Source organism: Paraburkholderia lebeckiae (assembly GCF_050436325.1).
GTDB lineage: Bacteria > Pseudomonadota > Gammaproteobacteria > Burkholderiales > Burkholderiaceae > Paraburkholderia > Paraburkholderia tuberum.
In genome coordinates, this window is record NZ_JBNDLZ010000003.1 from 141,105 (window position 1) to 158,183 (window position 17,079).

The 17,079-nt window shown below is 64.8% G+C and carries 16 protein-coding genes and 1 pseudogene; 11 read left to right on the plus strand and 6 right to left on the minus strand.

Annotated features, from left to right (window positions below):
• Positions 1-56 precede the first annotated feature (56 nt).
• The 5 genes from OKW44_RS18715 to OKW44_RS18735 all read left to right on the plus strand — a co-directional run bounded on the left by OKW44_RS18715 (position 57) and on the right by OKW44_RS18735 (position 4,089).
• Positions 57-839, plus strand: a complete 783-nt coding sequence (locus OKW44_RS18715) for an aspartate/glutamate racemase family protein (RefSeq protein ID WP_018417688.1) — start codon at positions 57-59, stop codon at positions 837-839.
• A gap of 194 nt (positions 840-1,033) precedes the next feature.
• On the plus strand, positions 1,034-1,984 hold the full coding sequence (puuE, locus tag OKW44_RS18720) for an allantoinase PuuE (RefSeq protein WP_018417689.1): 951 nt from the start codon (positions 1,034-1,036) through the stop codon (positions 1,982-1,984).
• The gene (gene uraD, locus OKW44_RS18725) at positions 1,981-2,502 is read left to right on the plus strand and encodes a 2-oxo-4-hydroxy-4-carboxy-5-ureidoimidazoline decarboxylase (protein WP_018417690.1); all 522 of its coding nucleotides are present in this window, start codon (positions 1,981-1,983) and stop codon (positions 2,500-2,502) included. The genes puuE and uraD overlap by 4 nt, the downstream gene beginning before the upstream one ends.
• 67 nt (positions 2,503-2,569) lie before the next feature.
• Positions 2,570-3,580 carry an allantoicase gene (gene alc, locus OKW44_RS18730; protein ID WP_018417691.1) on the plus strand — a complete coding sequence of 337 codons (1,011 nt, stop codon included), beginning with the start codon at positions 2,570-2,572 and terminating at the stop codon, positions 3,578-3,580.
• Positions 3,577-4,089: an ureidoglycolate lyase gene (locus tag OKW44_RS18735; RefSeq protein WP_018417692.1), complete on the plus strand. Its 513-nt coding sequence runs from the start codon at positions 3,577-3,579 to the stop codon at positions 4,087-4,089. Before alc ends, OKW44_RS18735 begins: the two co-directional genes overlap by 4 nt.
• 95 nt (positions 4,090-4,184) lie before the next feature.
• On the opposite strand, the gene OKW44_RS18740 is transcribed toward OKW44_RS18735, so the two are convergent.
• From OKW44_RS18740 to uraH, 4 genes are all read right to left on the minus strand, one after another.
• The gene (locus tag OKW44_RS18740) at positions 4,185-5,534 is read right to left on the minus strand and encodes a type II toxin-antitoxin system HipA family toxin (protein ID WP_018417693.1); all 1,350 of its coding nucleotides are present in this window, start codon (positions 5,532-5,534) and stop codon (positions 4,185-4,187) included.
• Entirely contained in the window at positions 5,531-5,797 is a 267-nt protein-coding gene (locus OKW44_RS18745) for a helix-turn-helix domain-containing protein (RefSeq protein WP_018417694.1), read from the minus strand. The genes OKW44_RS18740 and OKW44_RS18745 overlap by 4 nt, the downstream gene beginning before the upstream one ends.
• 270 nt (positions 5,798-6,067) lie before the next feature.
• Entirely contained in the window at positions 6,068-7,261 is a 1,194-nt protein-coding gene (locus OKW44_RS18750; RefSeq protein ID WP_018417695.1) for a urate hydroxylase PuuD, read from the minus strand.
• A 160-nt stretch (positions 7,262-7,421) separates the two neighbouring features.
• Positions 7,422-7,775, minus strand: coding sequence for a hydroxyisourate hydrolase (gene uraH, locus OKW44_RS18755; protein WP_018417696.1), 354 nt, complete (start codon positions 7,773-7,775; stop codon positions 7,422-7,424).
• Between the two features lie 546 nt (positions 7,776-8,321).
• Here uraH and OKW44_RS18760 point away from each other — a divergent pair.
• A complete protein-coding gene (locus OKW44_RS18760) occupies positions 8,322-9,710 on the plus strand; it encodes an 8-oxoguanine deaminase (protein WP_026225326.1) in 1,389 nt (462 codons plus the stop codon).
• Between the two features lie 96 nt (positions 9,711-9,806).
• On the opposite strand, the gene OKW44_RS18765 is transcribed toward OKW44_RS18760, so the two are convergent.
• Entirely contained in the window at positions 9,807-10,739 is a 933-nt protein-coding gene (locus tag OKW44_RS18765) for a LysR substrate-binding domain-containing protein (RefSeq protein ID WP_018417698.1), read from the minus strand.
• A 281-nt stretch (positions 10,740-11,020) separates the two neighbouring features.
• Between OKW44_RS18765 and OKW44_RS18770 the strand changes: the two genes are divergently transcribed.
• From OKW44_RS18770 to OKW44_RS18785, 4 genes are all read left to right on the plus strand, one after another.
• Positions 11,021-12,619 carry an ABC transporter ATP-binding protein gene (locus OKW44_RS18770; protein ID WP_018417699.1) on the plus strand — a complete coding sequence of 533 codons (1,599 nt, stop codon included), beginning with the start codon at positions 11,021-11,023 and terminating at the stop codon, positions 12,617-12,619.
• Between the two features lie 93 nt (positions 12,620-12,712).
• On the plus strand, positions 12,713-13,819 hold the full coding sequence (locus tag OKW44_RS18775; protein WP_018417700.1) for an ABC transporter permease: 1,107 nt from the start codon (positions 12,713-12,715) through the stop codon (positions 13,817-13,819).
• 39 nt (positions 13,820-13,858) lie between these two features.
• The gene (locus tag OKW44_RS18780) at positions 13,859-14,788 is read left to right on the plus strand and encodes an ABC transporter permease (protein ID WP_018417701.1); all 930 of its coding nucleotides are present in this window, start codon (positions 13,859-13,861) and stop codon (positions 14,786-14,788) included.
• A 64-nt stretch (positions 14,789-14,852) separates the two neighbouring features.
• Positions 14,853-15,947 carry a BMP family ABC transporter substrate-binding protein gene (locus OKW44_RS18785; protein WP_018417702.1) on the plus strand — a complete coding sequence of 365 codons (1,095 nt, stop codon included), beginning with the start codon at positions 14,853-14,855 and terminating at the stop codon, positions 15,945-15,947.
• Between the two features lie 110 nt (positions 15,948-16,057).
• Here the strand turns inward: OKW44_RS18785 and OKW44_RS18790 are convergent, their stop codons facing one another.
• Positions 16,058-16,267, minus strand: coding sequence for a dodecin (locus OKW44_RS18790; protein WP_018417703.1), 210 nt, complete (start codon positions 16,265-16,267; stop codon positions 16,058-16,060).
• Between the two features lie 267 nt (positions 16,268-16,534).
• On the opposite strand from OKW44_RS18790, the pseudogene OKW44_RS18795 reads away from it, so the two are divergent.
• Positions 16,535-17,062: pseudogene (locus OKW44_RS18795) on the plus strand (NAD(P)-dependent oxidoreductase).
• The last annotated feature ends 17 nt before the right edge of the window (positions 17,063-17,079 follow it).

The following is a 17,079-nucleotide window of genomic DNA, read 5'->3' on the forward strand; positions in this document are numbered from 1 at the left end:
TTCGAGGCTTTGCGCAAGATTTCGCCGCTGCAATCACGAGTCGAACAGGAGTCGCCATGCGTATCAAACTGATCAATCCGAACACGACGCGCCGCATGACCGAGGCGATGGGGCGCTGCGCGCGCGACGTCGCCGCGCCCGGCACCGAAGTGATCGCCGTCAATCCGACGATGGGGCCGCCGTCGATCGAGGGCTATTACGACGAAGCGCTCGCCACGCCCGGTCTGCTCGCCGAAGTCGCGGCCGGCGAACTGGACGGCTGCGACGGCTACGTGATCGCGTGCTTCGGCGACCCCGGTCTCTATGCGGCCCGCGAGTTGGCGCGCGGTCCGGTCATCGGCATCGCCGAGGCGGCGATGCACGCGGCGAGCGTGCTCGCGCCGGGCTTTTCGGTCGTGACGACGCTCGCGCGCACCTGCGGCATGGCCTGGCATCTGGCCGAGCGCTACGGCATGAAGCGCTTCTGCCGCAACGTGCGTGCGACCGACGTCGCCGTGCTCGATCTCGACACGCCGGGCTCGGCGGCGCGCCGCATCATCCTCGACGAATGCCGTCGCGCGCTCGCCGAGGACGGCTCGGACGCGATCGTGCTCGGCTGCGCGGGCATGGCCGAGCTGTGCGCGGAGATCGAGGATGCGCTCGGCGCGCCGGTGATCGAAGGCGTGACGGCGGCCGTCAAATGGACCGAGGCGCTGGTGACGCTGCGTCTCGCGACGGCCAAGCGCGGCGACTACGCGCGGCCGCTCGCGAAGCGCTACGACGGCGCGCTCGCGTCGTTCAGCCCGGGTCCGCTGCGGGTAAACGCCGAATCGGCGGACACGCACATACACTCGCTGTAACACGCACTATCTGCCCGGCTGTATGGGCGCACCGGGGTGTTTTCGCTACACTGGGTCAACTCGGCGCTGCGGTTTCGGCAGCCGCTGAATCCACCTGTTGCGTGGCTACACGTGTGAACCCCGCACCGTTGCCGAGGGGTTTCGAACCGCGTTCACGCGCATTCCTGGTCCCGTCACTACGCATCCGTCAAACCATGCCACTCGACCCGAACTACCCACGCGATCTGATCGGCTACGGCCGCCACCCGGTGCATCCGAACTGGCCGGGGCGAGCGCGCGTTGCGGTGCAATTCGTCCTCAATTACGAAGAGGGCGGCGAAAACTGCGTGCTGCACGGCGATCCCGGTTCCGAGCAGTTCCTGTCGGAGATCGTGGGCGCGGCGGCGTATCCGGCGCGGCACATGAGCATGGAGTCGATCTACGAATACGGCTCGCGCGCTGGCGTGTGGCGCATCCTGCGCGAATTCGAAAGGCGCGACCTGCCGCTGACGGTGTTCGGCGTCGGCATGGCGATCGAGCGGCATCCGGAAGTCGCGCAAGCGTTCGTCGAACTCGGGCATGAGATCGCGTGCCACGGCTATCGCTGGATTCACTATCAGGACATGTCGCCGGAGCAGGAAGCGCAGCACATGCGCCTCGGCATGGAGGCGATCGAGCGCGTGACCGGCGTGCGGCCGCTCGGCTGGTACACCGGCCGCGACAGTCCGAACACTCATCGGCTGGTCGCCGAATACGGCGGCTTCCTGTACGACTCCGATTACTACGGCGACGACCTGCCGTTCTGGATGGACGTCGAGGTATCGGGTGGCAAGACCGTGCCGCAACTGATCGTGCCGTACACGCTCGACACCAACGACATGCGCTTCGCCACCCCGCAAGGCTTCAACACCGCGGACCACTTCTTCACCTACCTGCGCGACGCATTCGACGTGCTGTACGAAGAAGGCGACGAAGTGCCGAAGATGCTGTCGATCGGCATGCACTGCCGGCTGCTCGGGCGGCCGGGGCGTTTCCGGGCGCTGCAGCGCTTTCTCGACCACATCGAACAGCACGATCGCGTGTGGGTGTCGCGGCGCGTCGATATCGCGCGGCACTGGCACGAAACTCATCCTTACCAGCAAGACAGCCGCGAGGCTGCGGCATGAAGGCGATGCAATACACCCTGGACCAACTCAACAGTATCTCGACCGACGCGTTCGTCGCGGCGCTGTCGGGCATCTTCGAGCACTCGCCGTGGGTCGCGGAGATTGCGGCGCGGGAGCGGCCGTTCGCGAGCATCGACGAGCTGCATCGCAGGATGTCGCAGATCGTCGAAACCTCGGGCGAGGAGAAGCAGCTTGCGCTGATCAACGCGCACCCGGAGCTGGCCGGCAAGGCCGCGGTGCGCGGCGAGCTGACCGCCGAGTCGACGCGCGAGCAAAGCGGCGCGGGTCTCGCGCAATGCACGCAGGAGGAGTTCGACAAGCTGCATGCGCTCAATCACGCGTATCGCGAGAAATTCGGTTTTCCGTTCATTCTCGCGGTGCGCGGCTACGACCGCCACGGCATCATCGCGGACTTCGAATCGCGCGTGAACAACAGCCGCGCCGACGAACTGCGCGCGAGCCTCGATCAGATCTATCGCATTGCACGTTTGCGGCTCGACGACCTGATCGGCGCGTGACGCGCACCGCGTCACACAGCGAGCCGTAACGTTTTTCCCGCACCAATCGATCTCAAGGACGACAAAGATGGCAACTCCGATTCTCGACCCCAACGCACCGGAATTCACGCGCCGTTACGTGAACCTGGCGGACCCGCGTCTGGGCGCGCAGGCGCTCGAGGCCAGCGACGAATTCTTCGCGCCGAAGGACCGCATGCTGAATCCGGAACCGGCCGTCTTCATTCCGGGCAAGTACGACGACAACGGCAAGTGGATGGACGGCTGGGAAACGCGTCGCAAGCGCACGACCGGCTACGACTGGTGCATCGTCAAGCTCGCGCGGCCCGGCGTGATCAAGGGACTCGACCTCGACACGAGCCACTTCACCGGCAACTTCCCGCCGGCGGCGTCGGTGGAAGCGGCGCGCGTTGCGGATGGCGAGCCGAATCAGGCGACGCAATGGACCGAGATCGTGCCGTCGACCACGTTGCAGGGCAATAGCCACCACTACCTCGAAGTCGGCGACGCGAGCGCGTACACGCATCTGCGCGTGAACATCTATCCGGACGGCGGCATCGCGCGTCTGCGTGTTTACGGTCAGCCGCAGGTCGACTGGGGCGGCGCGAGCCGCACCGAGCAGTTCGATCTCGCGGCGATGGAAAACGGCGCGTATCTGGTCGGCGCGAACAACCAGCACTTCGGCGCGGCCTCGACGCTGCTGATGCCGGGTCGCGGCGTGAATATGGGCGACGGCTGGGAAACGCGTCGTCGTCGCGAGCCGGGCAACGACTGGGCGATCATCGCGCTCGCGCAGCCGGGCGTGATCCGCAAGATCGAAGTCGACACCGCACACTTCAAGGGCAATTATCCGGATCGCTGCTCGATCCAGGCCGCGTACGTAAAGGGCGGCACCGACAGCTCGCTCGTCACGCAGGCGATGTTCTGGCCGGTGCTGCTCGGCGAACAGAAATTGCAGATGGACAAGCAGCATTTCTTCGAGAGCGAGATCGCGGCGCTCGGGCCCGTTACGCATGTGCGCTTCAACATCTATCCGGACGGCGGCGTGTCGCGTCTGCGTCTGTGGGGTACGCTCGAATGAAAACGCTCGCCATCGAACCGCTGACGAAAGCGGCGTTCGCCGCATTCGGCGACGTGATCGAACTCGAAGGCGCGAAGCAGATTCCGATCAACCTCGGCACGACGATCCGCTATCACGACCTCGCGAAGGTCGACGTGACCGACGAGCACGGCCGCACGCTCGTCAATCTGTTTCGTGGCCAGCCGCGCACGCTGCCGTTCGAAGTGAAGATGCTCGAGCGTCATCCGCTTGGCAGCCAGGCGTTCGTGCCGCTCAACGACAAGCCGTATCTGGTCGTCGTCGCGCCCGCGGGCGCACTCGACACGAAGAAGATCCGCGCGTTCGTCACCAGTGGCTGGCAGGGCGTCAACTACGCGAAAGGCGTGTGGCACCATCCGCTGATCGCATTGGGCGAGACGAGCGACTTTATCGTCGTCGATCGTGGCGGCGAGGGGCTCAATCTGAACGAGCAGGATCTGGCGGAGTCGCTGTGGCTCACGGAAGATGCGTTGAGCGCGGTGGCGGTTTGATGGCGTTGCTGCTGCCGGGTCGCCGGCAGCGTTGCGGTTCGAAGAACAGGCCCGCGACGTGCGTTACGTCGTGGGCTTTTTTGCATGGATGGCGATCACTTGCGCTTGCCGAGCAGCGGCGAATGCCCGATGACTTCCCTTGACCGTTCGGGCGGCTCAGGCGCCGAAAATCCCGCTGCTTCGATCGCCGGCTTGAGCCCCCTGAATTGCACGCTTTTCTTTGGCGAGCGCAGCGATGTCATGCCGTCGTCCCACGCGTGCAGCATCTGTTTCGCGACCGTGCGCCACTGCGGTTCGTTGCGTGCTGCTTCGATCAACTCATGGCCGACCTCGACAGCCGAATCGCACAGCGCTTCGATCATCTGCGCATATTGGCGCGGAGCGATGCCCATGCGCGTGTTGAAAAATCGTTCCAGCGTTTTACCGGCTGCCCAGGTCTTCCGGCCGTCAACAGGCAAGCCGGGCGGATTGGCTGCGAAGCGCGGATAAGCCTGCGTCGTCACGACATCGTAGACGGGCGTGAACGCGACATCGTCGACCGACGTATAGAACAGTGCGACGTTCTTGGTGTGACAGTCCGCATTGCGCACGACGTAGTTGGTCAGCAGATGCCAGCCGAGCTGCTGGAGTTGCATCCGCGTGGTGTCGCGATCGAGCAGATAGGCTCTTGCCGCGTTGAGCATTTTCTCGCTGGTCGAATTGTATTTTTCGTGCGGCGGCAAACCGAGCAGGCCGCACAGGTCTTCCACCCCGTACGCCGGCAGTCCTTGCGCGTCCACATCGAAGCGCTCGACGATCAGTGCGCGGCCATCGTCCGACATCTGCGTGCGCGCAACGGACGCAACCCCAAGCCGCTCCAGCACGCGCATCGAATAGAACTCGTTGAAGCCGAGAAAGGGCGTGTTGTCGTCCGAACCTTTGACGATGTGACGGCTCGTTCGAATCGTCGGCTTACCGAGCTGCAACGGCGGTGACGCAGCAGACGGCTGCGCCTCTGGCGCGATGAACTTCGGCACGACGCCCGAAATAGCCGCTCGCGCGTATTCACGTACGAGTTGCGCGAAATGTTCGGCGGTGTTGTCGCCGTGCAGGATGTGCTGGACGTCGAGCGCCTGGAGTTCCGTGCCCGGCGCGACACCTTCGGGCGTGACAGTGACCCGACCAATCCCCATCGAACCCACCACGGCGAGCAACGAGAGATCGGTTCCGTCCAGCAACGGCCCGAATTGCTCGCGGATCAGATTCAGTAGATAGCCCTCGGGCAGGTTCTGCCGGAAAAACGGATGCAGGTCGCGCGGCCAGCGCCAGGCCTCTTCGCGCACCGGCATCGTCAGACTGACGAAGTCGGCCGCGCTCGCATCGACGTTGTATTTGAGGACATAGTCATCGCGCTCGCGAAACAGCGTGGCAACGTGCTTGCCTAGTACCTGAACGTCGAGCTTCATGGCTGCGCATCCGGGCTGCGCTGTTCGGCGAGGATGTCCTCAAGCGTGCGGCCGTGCCCGTGCGCGACGAACTTGAGATCGTAACCGGCGGCTTCGAGCAGGCGCACGAGCACGGACACGCTCATATCGTTTTTGGCGAGCGTTTCCATCCGTGCGACGGTCGTGCGGGCAACGCCCGCGCGGCGCGCCAGGTCTTCCTGCGATAGTTTGCTGTCTCGTCGTACGGCTTTGAGCATGTCCGAGACATCGGCGAGGTTGGTCATTTGTAGCCTCAGGGCGTCAAATTCGGCGAATCTGAGATTAATTGTAGCTCAAGGGGTACAAAACACTAATTTGTTTTGTGTCTCAAGGGCTACAATTCCGGTGGATTTGCGGATTTTGTCGCCCAAGGGCTACAAAATGAAAAATGCCGATCCGGTTGACTGCACCCGTCGCCATCCCAAAACAACAGCGGGCTTGCCGCTCACGTGACAAGCCCGCTTCACATTTCAGCCTCTGCCTCGGCACCGGTTCCGTGATCCGGACAGACGTCCTTACTTCGCCGCGCCACCCTCGAACCACGCGGCGATCTTCATCCGCTCGTCGTCGGTCATATGCGTGACGTTGCCGAGCGGCATCGCCTTCAACGTGACCGCCTGCTGATAAATGCGTTGCGCGTTCTGCGAAATTTCGTCGGGCGTATCCATCAGCACGCCGGCGGGCGCGCTGCCCATCATCGTCGGATGCGCGGAGTGGCAGGCCACGCAGCGCTGCTGCAGCACCGGCGCGATGTCGGCGACCTTCAGCGCCGGCGCGTTGGCGGCCTGCGCCTGCGGCACCACCGGACGCGGCATGGTCCACACGAGTGCCGTGCACATCAGCGCGACGCCGACGAGCGGCAGATACCACAACACCTGGCCGCGATGGCGCATCACGAAGAACTGACGGATCAGCGCACCGGCCAGCATGATGACGACGAGCACCGCCCAGTTGTACGGATGCGTGTAGGTCATCGCGTAGTGGTTCGACAGCATCGCGAACACGACCGGCAGCGTGAAATACGTGTTGTGCACCGAGCGCTGCTTGCCGCGCTTACCGTAGATCGGGTTCGGCGTGTCGCCCTTCAGCATCGCGTCGACCATCTTGCGTTGACCCGGAATGATCACGAAGAACACGTTGGCCGACATGATCGTCGCGAGCATCGCGCCCATGATCAGATACGCCGCGCGGCCCGCGAAGATATGGCAGGCGAGATACGCCGCGATCAGCACATAAACGCCGACGCAGATGCCGAGAAGTTTGTCGCGCGTGCCGAGAATACGGCACAGCGAGTCGTAGACGATCCAGCCGGCCGCGAGGAAACCGATCGCCGAGGCGACGGCGACCACCGGACCCATGTCGAGCACGTTTTTGTCGATCAGGTAGGTGCTCGGCGAGAACAGATACAGCACGGTAAAGAGACCGAAGCCCGACAGCCACGTCGTGTACGAAGGCCATTTCGACCAGTGCAGGTCTTCGGGCATTTCGGGCGGCGCGACCGTGTACTTCTGCATGTTGTAGAAGCCGCCGCCGTGCACGTGCCACAACTCGCCGAACACGCCGCGACGGCGCTGGTTCGGATCGGTCGGCGGCTTCAGGCTGTTGTCGAGCGCGACGAAATAAAACGATTCGCCGATCCATGCAATGGCGACGATGACGTGGAACCAGCGAATCGCGAGGTTCAACCAGTCGGTGATAAAGCCTTCCATGAAACTCCTCCACTTCTGATTCGTTGCGCGCGCGATGACGGTCGACGTCGTCGGTCATCGCGCCGACTGCGGGATAAAAGACGCAGCTCGCGGGTTGTTATGGGTATCGCGGGGCGCTTGTGCCTGGTAGTGCCTGCTTGTCCCGGTCGGGCGCGGCGCGCTAGCTGCCCCGATACGTGCTGTACGAAAACGGCGACACCAGCAGCGGCACGTGATAGTGTGCGTCGGCATCGGCGACGCCGAAGCGCAGCACGACGCGATCGACGAAGCGGGGTTCCGGCACCTTCGTGCCGAGCGAGGCGAAGTAGTCGCCCGCGCCGAACACGAGTTCGTACTCGCCCGCGACGAGCGCGTCGCCTTCGAGCAGCGGCTCGTCGCAGCGGCCGTCGTGATTGGTGACAGTGGTTTTGAGCGCGCGGCGCGTGTCGCCCGCGAGCGCGAAGAGTTCGACCTTGATGCCTGCGCCGGGACGGCCGTTCGCGGTGTCGAGCACGTGGGTAGTGAGCTTGCCCATTCGCAATTGTCCTTGTGTGAATGCGAGGTGTCGGCGGCGGCCCGATCCATTACGTTTGCGGCGGATCGAGGCTCCACGTCAGTGGCTACATACCCGTCGGCGAATCGAAGCGAGCGCCGTGGCAGCCATTGTAGAAAGGATGCTCTGTCCCGAGCGCGAGCGATAGGAAAGATAATAGTTCGCGCATGATGGACAGCCAGACGAAAGCCGCGCCGGCTCATCGGCCGATCGTACCGGCGCCAAAAATGCACCACTATATTGGCGGAGTGAAGTTGGGTATCGCAACCGCGCGGGTTGTCAGCGGGATTTTGGCTACCGAAGGTAAGCGCTGTGCGGCGCGACCCACGCGAACCCGATCCGGTTCGCGCGAGGTGGCGGCGCGACACACCCGTGCAAAGGCAGGCCTTTGGCACGAGAACCCCGAAGACGGCGACTCACGCTGGGTAACCGGGCCAATGGCGTTCAACGGAACGCGACGGCACGGTGGCGTGCCGCCGCATCGCGTTCGGAACGGCTTTGCATGCAGGCAATCAGGCGGACAGACGAATGACGATGAATGAAGCACTGAAACAACCCGGTAAAACGATGCTCGTGAAGCACGCGGACGTGCTGGTCACGATGGATGACGAGCGGCGCGAACTGCGCGACGCCGGGCTGTACATCGAGGACAACCGGATCGTCGCGGTCGGATCGACCGCGCAACTGCCGCAAACGGCCGACCAGGTACTCGACCTGCACGGCCATCTCGTGATTCCGGGCCTCGTCAACACGCATCACCACATGTACCAGAGCCTCACGCGCGCGATTCCCGCCGCGCAGAACGCCGAGTTGTTCGGCTGGCTCACGAACCTGTACAAGGTGTGGGCGAACCTCACGCCTGACATGATCGAAGTATCGACGCTGACCGCGATGGCCGAGCTGCTGCTGTCGGGCTGCACGACGTCGAGCGACCATCTGTATATCTATCCGAACGGCAGCCGTCTCGACGACAGCATCGCGGCCGCGCGCCGAATCGGCATGCGCTTTCATGCGGCGCGCGGCAGCATGAGCGTGGGACGCAAGGACGGCGGCCTGCCGCCCGATTCGATGGTCGAGCGCGAAGCGGACATCCTGAAGGACACGCAGCGTCTGATCGAGACGTATCACGACGATGGGCGCTACTCCATGCTGCGCGTCGTCGTGGCGCCGTGTTCGCCGTTTTCGGTGAGCCGCGACCTGATGCGCGAATCGGCGGCGCTCGCGCGCCAGTACGGCGTGTCGCTGCATACGCATCTGGCTGAGAACCTCAACGACGTCGAGTACAGCCGCGAGAAGTTCGGCATGACGCCGGCCGAGTATGCGCACGATCTCGGCTGGGTCGGCCATGACGTATGGCATGCGCACTGCGTGCAACTCGACGACGCGGGCATCGCGCTGTTCGCGCGCACCGGCACCGGCGTCGCGCACTGTCCGTGCTCGAACATGCGGCTCGCGTCGGGCATCGCGCCGATCAAGCGAATGCGGCTCGCGGGCGTGCCGGTCGGGCTCGGCGTCGACGGTTCGGCGTCGAACGACGGTGCGCAGATGATCGGCGAAGTGCGCCAGGCGCTGTTGCTGCAGCGCGTCGGTTTTGGGCCCGATGCGATGACCGCACGCGAGGCGCTCGAAATCGCGACCCTGGGTGGTGCGCGCGTGCTCAATCGCGACGACATCGGCGCGCTCGCGCCCGGCATGGCTGCGGATTTTGTCGCGTTCGATCTGCGTGAACCGCATTTTGCCGGCGCGCTGCACGATCCGGTGGCGGCTCTGGTATTCTGCGCGCCGTCGCAGGTCAGCTATAGCGTGATCGACGGCAAGGTGGTGGTGGAGAATGGGCAGTTGGCGACGCTCGAACTCGGGCCGGTGCTCGAGCGGCATAACGCGCTCGCGCGGCAGCTTTACGAGGCGTCGGCTTGAGTTCGAGCGGAACGGGTGGCACTCGCGCCGCGCGCAAGCCGCGAGTCGCTGATCCGTGAGCGGTGGCGCCCGGCGCGATCGGCGTCGCAGGCGGCGTCAGGACTTGTCGATCAAGGTCCGGGTCGCCTCGCCAACCAGGCCGCGCAGCCAGCGCACTTCGTCGGAGTAATGCACGCGCTCGTGCCACAACTGGTAGTACTGCATCGGCGGAAAGTCGAGCGGCGCGGCCACCACGGTCAGCGGCAGGAACTTCGCGTAGTAGTCGGCAAAGAGGCGCGTCGTCGTGAAGATCAGATCGGACTTGATCAGCACGTACGGCGCGAGATTGAAGTAGGGCAACGTGACGACCACATGGCGCTTGAGCCGCTCGCGCGCGAGATGCACGTCGATCGCGCCGCGCTGGCCGACCGAATACGGCGTCGGCGCGAGATGTGGCGCGTTCAGGTACTGGTCGAGCGTGAGCCCGCCGCGTTTGGCGAACGGATGCGCGTTGCTCATCAGGCAGACGATCTGATCGACGAACAGGTTCGACAGATGCAACTGCTCGGGCGGCTCCGGCCAGTTGCCGACCACGATGTCGAGCTTGCCGTCCTCGAGCGCGAGTTCGTAGTCGAACGCAGGGCCGAGCGAATGGAATTCGAGCGTCGCGTTCGGCGCGGCCTGGCGGAAACGCTCGACGACCGTCGGCACGAACAGGACGTTCAGGTAGTCAGGACAGCCGATCCGGTAGCAGCGGATCGACGTGGCCGGATCGAAATTGTGCTGCTGGAACTTGATGCGCTCGATTTCGCGCAGCGCGTTCTGCACCGGTTCGAGCAGGCGCAGACCGTACTCGGTCGGCACCATGCCGGACTTGCCGCGCACCAGCAGCGGGTCGCCGGTGATGTCGCGCAGACGGCGCAGAGCCGCGCTGATGGCGGGTTGGGACTGATTCAGTTTGACGGCGGCGCGGGTGACGCTGCGCTCCATCAGTAGCGTGTGCAACACGCGCAGCAGGTACGTGTCGATCGCCTCGCGTTGCTGGCTCATGGATTCTCCGAATATACGTACTGGCTGATCGAACTGACGTTGGGGTATATGCGTTTTAATATGGATGAAAAACGGCGTCAAGGGTGACATACCCGCAGAGCTTGCAGCGGCGGGGGTTTGCGGGAATTTTGTCAACTCGACTGAGTGGGGCGAATTAGGTATTGTCATCCGGTTGTGGTGACGGATCGCCCGTCGGCGGGGCGGACCGATAGTCCGCAATCTGGCGGCAATCTGGCGGCAAGCAGGCGGCAAGCAGCGTCACGAACGCACTACGGAATCTCATGAGCAACACTCCACTTAGCGACGACGCGCAACTCACCGGCCAGGCGGTGCCTCGGCTCGCGCTGACGGGCATCACGAAGCAGTACCCGGCCGTGCGCGCCAACGACGATGTCACGCTCGTCGTCGCGCCCGGCGAAATCCACGCGGTACTCGGCGAGAACGGCGCGGGCAAGAGCACGCTGATGAAGATCATCTACGGCGCCGTGCGACCCGACGCCGGCGAGATCCGTTGGGAAGGCGAGACGGTCGATATCGCGAGTCCGGCGGCCGCCCGCAAGCTCGGCGTCGGCATGGTGTTCCAGCACTTCTCGCTGTTCGAGACGCTGACGGTCGGCGAAAACATCGCGCTCGCGCTCGACGAACCGTTCGATCTGAAGACGTTGGCCAAACGCATTCGCGAGGTATCGGCCGACTACGGGCTCGACATCGATCCGCAGCGGCATGTCCACAGCCTCACCGTCGGCGAGCGGCAGCGTGTCGAAATCGTGCGCTGCCTGCTGCAGAATCCGCGTCTGTTGATCATGGACGAACCGACCTCGGTGCTGACGCCGCAGGCGGTCCGCAAGCTCTTCACGACGCTGCGCCGGCTCGCGGCCGAAGGCTGCAGCATCCTCTACATCAGCCACAAGCTCGACGAAATCCAGGAGTTGTGCGACACCGCGACGGTGATGCGCGGCGGTCGCGTGACCGGCCATGTGACGCCGAAGAACGAGACGCATGCGTCGCTCGCGCAGTTGATGGTCGGCCACTCGCTGCCGGACTACACGCGGCGCGAGCACAAGCCGGGCGCGGTGCTGCTCGACGTCAGGCAGTTGTCGGTCGCGAGCGACGATCCGTTCGGCACCTCGTTGCGCGACGTGTCGTTCAGCGTGCATGCGGGTGAGATCTTCGGCATTGCCGGTGTGTCGGGCAACGGGCAGGCGGAACTGCTCGCGGCGTTGTCCGGCGAGAAGCGCGCTGAAAAACGCAGCCTGCCGGCCGACACGATCACGATCTGCGGCAAACCGGCCGCTCGCCTCGGCGCGGGCGGGCGCCGCGCGCTCGGCTTCGGCTTCGTGCCCGAAGAGCGGCTCGGCCGCGGCGCGGTGCCGGCGATGAGCCTCGCCGACAACGCGCTGCTCACCGCGCACCGGCAGAGCATGGTCAACTCGGGCTGGATCAAAACGGGCGCGATGCGCGCGTTCGCGAAGCGCTGCATCGACGCGTTCGACGTGCGCTGCGGCGGCCCCGACGCGCTCGCGCAAAGTCTCTCGGGCGGCAATCTGCAGAAATACATCATGGGCCGCGAGATTTTGCAGGCGCCGAAGGTGCTCGTGGTCGCGCAGCCGACGTGGGGCGTCGATGTCGGCGCGTCGGCGTTCATCCGTCAGCAACTGCTCGATCTGTCGGCGCGCGGCGTTGCGATTCTGGTGATCTCGGAGGAACTGGAAGAGCTGTTCGATATCTGCGATCGCCTCGCGGTGCTCGCGGGTGGGCGGCTGTCGCCGGTGCGCGCGACCGGTGCGACCAACGCCGAGGAAATCGGCCGCTGGATGGCGGGGCTGTTCGGCGATCGCGAGGGCGCTGCGCCCGCGGCGGATCAGCCGGCGCATGCATGAGGCGAGGCGTTGCCCGCCGGCCACGCCAGGACGCTAACCACGCACGCGAATGCGGACCCTGAAGAACAGAACCCGAACAAATAGACGCTACCCATGATGCTTCCCTATCGACTCGAAGCCCGCACGTCGCCGTCGCGCACGATGCAGCTCGCCGTGCCGCTGATCGCCGCGTTGTTGACGCTCACGATCGGCTTCCTGATCTTCGGCCTCGTCGGCCGCGACCCGTGGCAGGCGATGCACGGGTTCTTCATCGAGCCGCTGTCGAGCATCAACGGCTGGTCGGAGCTGCTGCTGAAGGCGTCGCCGTTGTGCCTGATCGGCCTCGGTCTCGCGATCGGCTATCGCGCGAACGTGTGGAACATCGGCGCCGAAGGGCAGATGCTGCTCGGCGGCATCGCGGCAAGCGGCGTCGCGATCTATTTCGATCAGGCGAGCGGCTGGTGGATCCTGCCGACGATGATGGCGGCCGGCGTTCTCGGCGGCATGGCGTGGGCCGCGATTCCCGCGTTTCTGAAGAGCCGCTTCAATACCAACGAGATTCTCGTGAGCCTGATGCTCACGTACGTCGCGACGCAACTGCTGATCTATCTCGTGAGCGGCCCGTGGCGCGATCCGCAGGGCATGAACTTCCCGCTGTCGGAGATGTTCAGCGGCGACGCGCTGTTTCCCACGCTGTACGGCGACTGGCATTGGAAATTTCTGCGTGGCACGCGCCTGAATGCGTCCGTGTTCCTCACGCTGATCGCGATTCCGCTCGTCTGGCTGTTCATGCGCAAGAGCTTCGCGGGCTACCGGATGAACGTCGGCGGACTTGCGCCGCTCGCCGCGCGCTACGCCGGTTTCTCCGACAAGAAGACGATCTGGACGTCGCTGCTGATTAGCGGCGGCCTCGCGGGCCTCGCCGGTATGGGCGAAATTGCCGGTCCGATCGGCCAGTTGCAGGCGACGTGGTCGCCGGGCTACGGCTTCACCGCAATCATCGTCGTGTTCGTCGGCAGGCTGCATCCGCTCGGCATCGTGCTCGCCAGTCTGCTGATGGCGTTGCTGTATCTCGGCGGCGAAGCGGTGCAGACCTCGATGCAATTGCCGCAGGCGCTCTCGGGCGTGTTCCAGGGCCTGCTGCTGTTCTGCCTGCTCGGCGCCGACCTGTTCGTGAACTACCGCGTGCGGCGCCGCTCGGCCGCAGCAGTGGTTCGTTAAGTTTGCCAATAAGCTCGCTAATCCGCTTTCAGACTCGATATGGATATCCAGCAAGCCAGCGCGCTCACGTCGAGCGCGATCACCGCGGCGATCCCGCTCATGTTCGCGGGCGCCGGCGAACTCGTCGCCGAAAAATCGGGCGTACTCAATCTTGGCGTGGAAGGGATGATGCTGATGGGCGCCGTCAGCGGCTACGCGGTCACGTCGATCACCGGCAGCCCGTGGCTCGGCGTGCTCGCCGCGATCGGCGCCGGTCTCGCGATGTCGCTGCTGTTCGCGTTCCTCACGCTGACGATGCTCGCCAACCAGGTCGCGACCGGCCTGTCGCTGACGATCTTCGGCATCGGGCTGTCCGCGTACGTCGGCAAGCCGTACACGTCGGCGGCGGTGCGCGCGACGATCGATACGTGGACGATCCCCGGCCTGTCGAACATCCCGGTGCTCGGCCCCGCGCTGTTTACCCTCACGCCGCTCGATTACCTCGCGTTCCTGATGTTCGCCGCGATCGGCTGGTTCCTCTATCGCACGCGCGCGGGACTCGTGCTGCGCTCGGTCGGCGAATCGCCGCAGGTCGCGCACTCGGTCGGCTTTCCGGTGGTCGGCGTGCGCTATGGGGCGGTCGCGTTCGGCGGCGGCATGGCGGGGCTCGCCGGCGGCTACTATTCGATCGTCAATCTGCACCTGTGGCAGGAGAACCTGACCTCGGGCCGTGGCTGGATCGCGCTCGCGCTCGTGGTGTTCGCGACGTGGCGCCCTGGGCGACTGCTGATCGGCTCGCTGCTGTTCGGCGCGGTGACGGGGCTGCAGTTCTATGCGCAGGCGATCGGTGTGCCGGTGCCGACGCAGTTCCTCGCGATGCTGCCGTACGTCGCGACGATCGTCGTGCTCGCGCTGATCTCGCGCAATCCGAACACGATCCGGCTCAATGCGCCCGCGTCGCTCGGCAAGCCGTTTTTCTCGGCGGGCTGACGGCGACACAGATTCTTTATCGATCCGCTCAAACTATTCGCTCATTACGACAGGGGAAAAAAACATGAAGAGAAGAAATCTGCTGACCGCTTTCGCGTGGGGCGCGGCGTCGCTTGCACTTGCCGCGCCGCTCGCGCAAACCGCGCAGGCCGCAGACGTGCCGGGCGTCGCGTTCGTCTATCTCGGCAATCCGGGCGATGCCGGCTGGACCTTCGCGCACGACCAGGGCTCGCGGGAAGCCGAAGCGAAGTTCGGCAACAGGATCAAGATCACGCGCGTCGAGAACGTACCCGAATCGGCCGACTCCGAGCGCGTGTTCCGCGATCTCGCGAACAAGGGCAACAAGATCATCTTCGGCACGAGCTTTGGCTACCAGGATTTTCAGCTCAAGGTCGCCAAGGACTTCCCGGACACCATCTTCCTGCACGCGACCGGCTACAAGAAGGCGCCGAACTTCGGCACCTACGACGTGCGCATGTACCAGGGCGCGTACCTGGCCGGCGTCGCCGCGGGCTACGTGACGAAGAGCAACACGCTCGGCTTCGTCGCGTCGGTGCCGATTCCGGAAGTGGTGCGCAACATCAACGCGTTCACGCTCGGCGCGCGCTCGGTGAATCCGAAGGTGCATACGAAGGTGATCTGGATCAACAGCTGGTTCGATCCGGGCAAGGAAAAGCAGGCCGCCGAAACGCTGATCGGCCAGGGCGCCGACGTGCTGCTGCAGAACACCGATTCGAGCGCGACGCTCGCGACCGCGTCGGAGAAGCACGTGCACGCGTTCGGCTGGGATTCGGACATGAAGAAGTTCGGTCCTGACGCGCATCTCGGCTCGGTCGTCGCGCACTGGGGCGTGTACTACAGCGCGGTGATCCAGCAGGTGCTCGACGGCAAGTGGAAGAACGATCCGGTGTGGTGGGGCATTCCGCAGAAGGCCGTCAACCTCGAGGACCTGAACACGGCGGCGATTCCGGCCGATGGGCAGAAGCAGGTTGCCGCGAAGCGCGACGAACTCGCGAGCGGCAAGCGCGACGTGTTCACGGGCCCGATCAAGGATCAGTCGGGCACGGTGAAGGTGCCTGAAGGCAAGACGCTGACCGATGCGGAACTGCAGCGCCTGAACTGGTACGTGGAGGGTGTCGACGGGTCGCTGCCGAAGTAAATCGGGCGGTCCGTTGTTGAAAAAAAAGCTGCGTCCAGCCCAGCCTGGACGCAGCTTTTCTGTTTGCGGCTTGCGCGTGGCAACGGGCAAGCGTGTCGTGCGGTCGCCGCTCAGTCCTCGATGCGCAGGCCGACCTTCAGCGTTACCTGCCAGTACGCGACCTTGCCGTCCTCGATCTGGCCGCGCGTTTCCGTGACCTCGAACCAGTGCAGATTGCGCAGCGTTTCCGACGCTTTGGCAATTGCGGTGGTGATCGCGTCGTCGATCGATTTCGTCGACGAACCGGTCAGTTCGATCTTCTTGTAAACGTGTTCTGACATGAGTTCCTCCTTGGTGTGCGCCGCTGGTCAGTAAAACGCTGCTCGGAAACGCGCATGGAAAAAAGTATAGGCAACGGTTCGCGCAGTCCGACGGACATATGCGTCCTCGCCAGCGCAATTGCCTGCGCGGCGGATCAGACTTCGCCGCTCGAACCATTGATACTGCACATCGCATGCCCGATATCGCGCGACTTCAGCGCGGCGCGCGGTCGCTATCATCTGTACGCAACATAAGCCATTCAATCTGATAGCCGACGAGGTTCGAACGTGGAAACTGGTTTTTGCGGCCCGGTCTGATGGGCGCGCCGATGATCCGGCACCTGCTGCATGCGGGTCATAGCGTGCATGTGTGGAACCGCACGCGAGCCAAGGCCGAGGCCTTGCGGGCCGAGGGCGCGCACGTCGTCGATACGCCGCGCGAGCTGGCCGCGCGCTGCGACGCGGTTCTGCTGTGCGTAGCGGACGCGGCGGCGGTCGAGCAGATCGTGTTCGGCCCGGCGGGGCTGCTCGATGGCGGCCCCGCGGCGCCGCGCCGCATGGGCTGGATCGTCGATCATTCGAGCATTCCGCCGGCCGCGACGCGCGCGCTGGCGCGGCGGGTGGCGGATTTCGGCGAAGCGGGCGGGGCGGCGGACGGCGCGGCGGGGGAGCGCCTACGAGACCGGCACGCCGATGCCGGTCGCGTCGACGGTCCAGCAATTGCTGCGACTGGGTGCCGCGATGGGGCTCGCCGACGCGGATTTTTCGGCCTTCATCGACATTCTGCAGACGCCGCGCGGCGGCTCGAACGGGTGAGGCGGGTCGCGCCGGAC